The organism is Pseudomonas sp. P179 (assembly GCF_000478485.2).
In the GTDB taxonomy this organism is placed as follows: Bacteria; Pseudomonadota; Gammaproteobacteria; order Pseudomonadales; family Pseudomonadaceae; genus Pseudomonas; species Pseudomonas aeruginosa.
In genome coordinates this window covers 4,230,605-4,234,368 of the sequence record NZ_KI517354.1, presented here as the reverse complement: position 1 = coordinate 4,234,368, position 3,764 = coordinate 4,230,605, and the positions used below count along the sequence as shown (strand labels likewise).

At 66.5% G+C, this 3,764-nt stretch carries 4 protein-coding genes; 3 read left to right on the top strand and 1 reads right to left on the bottom strand.

Annotated features, from left to right (window positions below; genetic code table 11):
* The 3 genes from HMPREF1224_RS46215 to HMPREF1224_RS31940 all read left to right on the top strand — a co-directional run.
* A partial coding sequence (locus HMPREF1224_RS46215) for a hypothetical protein (RefSeq protein ID WP_010793753.1) occupies positions 1 to 154 on the top strand: 154 nt, incomplete at its 5' end.
* 111 nt (positions 155 to 265) lie between these two features.
* The gene (locus HMPREF1224_RS31945) at positions 266 to 1,273 is read left to right on the top strand and encodes an iron ABC transporter substrate-binding protein (protein ID WP_003095046.1); all 1,008 of its coding nucleotides are present in this window, start codon (positions 266 to 268) and stop codon (positions 1,271 to 1,273) included.
* Positions 1,274 to 1,293: 20 nt separating this feature from the next.
* Positions 1,294 to 2,832 (top strand): ABC transporter permease, encoded by a 1,539-nt coding sequence (locus tag HMPREF1224_RS31940; RefSeq protein WP_003161946.1) that lies wholly within the window; start codon positions 1,294 to 1,296, stop codon positions 2,830 to 2,832.
* An 80-nt stretch (positions 2,833 to 2,912) separates the two neighbouring features.
* Here HMPREF1224_RS31940 and HMPREF1224_RS31935 read toward each other — a convergent pair.
* Positions 2,913 to 3,764 (bottom strand): MlaD family protein (locus HMPREF1224_RS31935; RefSeq protein WP_010793752.1); only part of this gene is annotated, 852 nt, incomplete at its 5' end.

The following is a 3,764-nucleotide window of genomic DNA, read 5'->3' as shown; positions in this document are numbered from 1 at the left end:
CGCACACGTGGCGATCGACCTGGAAGGCGGTAGCGGCCCGAACGGCATCTATATCGACGAAGCGGACTGGAAATACATCCGTCGCCGGGATGCCGCCGCCAGCGGCGAAACCCGCGCAGCCAGCGAGCCGGAGGAAGCCGGCGAACCGGCGTGAAGCGTCTGCCACGGCCCTGCCTGACAGGGCCGTGGACTTTTCCGATAGGCCCGAGGCTCCCGCGAAGATATAATTGGTTACATTCGCATTTGTAACCCACGGGGAGAATCCATGCCTGTTCGACTTCTCAACCGTTTCCGCCACGCCGCCCTGGCGTGCCTGCTCGGTTCGCTTTCCCTCAATGCGGCGGCCGATCCCGTCACCCTTACCCTCTACAATGGCCAGCACGCCGCCACCGGTATCGCCATCGCCAAGGCCTTCCAGGACAAGACCGGCATCCAGGTGAAGATCCGCAAGGGCGGCGATGGCCAACTCGCCAGCCAGATCACCGAGGAAGGCGCACGCTCGCCGGCCGACGTGCTCTACACCGAGGAATCGCCACCGTTGATCCGCCTGGCCAGCGCCGGCCTGCTGGCCAAGCTGGAGCCAGAGACCCTGGCCCTGGTCGAGCCGGAGCACGCCGGCGGCAACGGTGACTGGATCGGCATCACCGCCCGCACCCGGGTACTGGCCTACAACCCGAAGAAGATCGACGAGAAGGATCTGCCGAAGAGCCTGATGGATCTTTCCGATCCGTCCTGGTCCGGCCGTTTCGGCTTCGTGCCCACCAGTGGCGCCTTCCTCGAACAGGTCGCCGCAGTGATCAAGCTCAAGGGCCAGGAGGAAGCCGAGGATTGGCTGACCGGCCTGAAGGCCTTCGGCTCGATCTACACCAACAACGTCACCGCCATGAAAGCCGTGGAGAACGGCGAGGTCGACATGGCGCTGATCAACAACTACTACTGGTACACCCTGAAGAAGGAAAAGGGCGAGTTGAACTCGCGCCTGCACTACTTCGGCAACCAGGACCCGGGCGCGCTGGTCACCGTCTCCGGCGCCGCGGTGCTCAAGTCCAGCAAGCACCCCAGGGAAGCCCAGCAGTTCGTCGCCTTCATGCTCAGCGAGGAAGGCCAGAAGGCGATCCTCAGCCAGTCCGCCGAGTACCCGATGCGCAAGGGGATGCAGGCCGATCCGGCGCTGAAGCCGTTCGCCGAACTGGACCCACCGAAACTGACCCCGGCCGATCTGGGTGAGGCCAGCGAGGCCCTCAGCCTCGAACGCGACGTTGGCCTGAATTGATCGGCGCCGCCTCCACGCCCGTGCGCCTGCGCACGGGCTCGCGCCGGCGAACGCCATTCTGGCTGCTCCTGCCGGTCCTGCTCCTCGCCCTGCTGGCCAGCCTGCCGCTGCTCTACGTCGCGGCCAAGGCCTGGGACGCCGGCTGGCACAGCGCCTGGCAACTGCTCTGGCGCCCCTACGTATTCCGCTTGCTGGGCAACACCCTGTGGCTGATGTTCGGCGTGACCCTGCTCAGCGCCCTGCTCGGCCTGGCCCTGGCCTGGTGCGTGGAGCGCAGCGACCTGCCGGCGCGGCGCTTCTGGAACGTGGTGCTGTGCCTGCCGTTCGCCATCCCCGCCTTCGTCAGCAGTTTCACCTGGGTTTCGCTGAGCCCGATGTACGAAGGCCTCGGCGGCGCCATCCTGGTCATGACCATGTCCAAGTATCCGCTGGTCTACCTGCCGGTAGCAGCGACCCTGCGCGGCATCGATCCTTCCCTGGAGGAGTCGGCGCGGATGCTCGGTCTGTCGCGGCGCCAGGTGTTCCTGCGGGTCACCCTGCCGCTGCTGCGCCCGACCCTGGCCGCCACCGGACTACTGGTGGCGCTGCACATGCTGGTGGAGTTCGGCGCGCTGTCGATCCTGCGCTACCAGACCTTCACCACAGCCATCTACCAGGAGTTCGAACTGGAGTTCAGCAACGCCACCGCGGCGATGCTCTCCTCGGTACTCCTGGCACTGTGCTTCCTGCTGCTCTGGCTGGAGTTGCGCATGCGCGGCCGCGGCCGCCTGGTACGCACCGGCCAGGGCAGCGCGCGGCGGGCCGAACGGGTCCGCCTGGGGCTTGGCAAGTGGCCGATCCAGGCGCTGCTGGCGACGCTGGTGCTGGTCGGTACCGGTATCCCCCTGGTGATGCTCGGTTATTGGCTGTACGAAGGCTCCTCGGCCAGCTTCCCGCTGATGGAAATCGCCTCGACCCTGCTTTCCTCCCTGTCGCTGGCCTTCGGCGGGGCCCTGCTCAGTTGCCTGCTGGCGCTGCCGGTAAGCATCCTGGTGGTGCGCTACCCCGGCGCCCTGGCGCGCTGGACCCAGCGCCTGCCGTACCTGCTGCAAGCGTTGCCGGGACTGGTGATCGCACTCTCGCTGGTGTACTTCTCGCTGCACTACCTGCCAGCCACCTACCAGACCACCGGCTTGCTGCTGGTCGCCTATGCCCTGCTGTTCATGCCGCTGACCCAGGCACCGATCCGCGTGGCCCTGGAAAAGGCCTCGCCGCAGTTGGAGGAAGCCGCCCGCACTCTCGGCCAGACGCCCTTGATGGCCTTCCTGCGGATCACCCTGCCGATCATCTCGCCGGCCATCGGCGCCGGCTTCGTGCTGGTGTTCCTCGACACCATGAAGGAACTGACCGCCACCCTGGTGCTAGGTCCCACCGGGCTGTCGACCCTGGCCACCTCGGTCTGGGTGCACACCGCCAACCTGGAGTACGCTGCCGCCGCACCCTACGCCGCGCTGCTGATCCTGATCTCCGGCTTGCCGGTGTACCTGCTGACCACCCGGGCGCATCTCAGCACTCACTGACACCCACTTCCCAGCAGGCAGGCATGAACGAAAACGCCGCTTACCCAGGTAAGCGGCGTTTCTTTTTGCCGGTCCGACAATCAGCGGCGGGCGGTTTCCTTCAGAGGAATCTTCGGCGCCCACTCCAACCATTCGTCATTGGCCGAATCGAACAGGGCGAAGGTCTGCCCCGGCTTGGCGGGCTCGCCCATCTGCGCATTGTTCGGGGTGGCGAAGGCAATGCCGCCCTCCATCAGCGCCTCCATCGACTCGGTGCGTAGCGACAGACCCTTGAACAGGCTGGCGTCGACGCCGAAGCCGCTGGCATTCCAGAAACGGCTGCCGGTACGCACCAGCGGTACGTAGCGCGGTTCGATGAGGATGCTGATCAGCACCCGGTCGGCCTGTTCGCCCAAGGCCAGGTCGACGACCTTGCCCACCGGGATCTGCCGGTAGGTCACCAGGTTGCCCGGCTTGATCGAGCCCTTGCGCGGCGCACTGAGGGTCAGCCGCAGGCCGTTTTCCCGACCCAGCAGGTTGGGTGCTTCGGCGAGAGTCTGGAAGCGTGCCTGGCGCTCGCCCGGCGTGCTCGACGGCAGCGCCTCGATATAGGGGCCGCTGACCAGGGTTCCGAGGTTCTCGGTACGCAGCAGGCCGAGCGCCGGACGCACCACCCAGAAGCGGGTTCCGCTGCGGGCGACGCGCTCGCCGGCGGAAGTCAGGCGGGCCTTCATCAGTACCCCGGAGAGGTCCGGGTTCAGCTCGACGCTTTCGATCTTGCCGATGTCCAGGCCCTTGAAGCGGATCGGCGTGCCTTCGCGCAGGCCGTCGGCATTGTCGATGCTCAGCTGGATTTCCACGCCACGGGCCATCGCCGCCTCCTCGCTGTCGAAGAGGGTGAAGCGACGCACCTTGGTCACGGTCGGCGCCTTCGGATCGAGGGTGTCGAAGGA

Excerpts from the sequence above, each read along its gene's own strand:
- HMPREF1224_RS31945 (WP_003095046.1), top strand. The coding sequence starts at position 266 with ATGCCTGTTCGACTTCTCAACCGTTTCCGCCACGCCGCCCTGGCGTGC.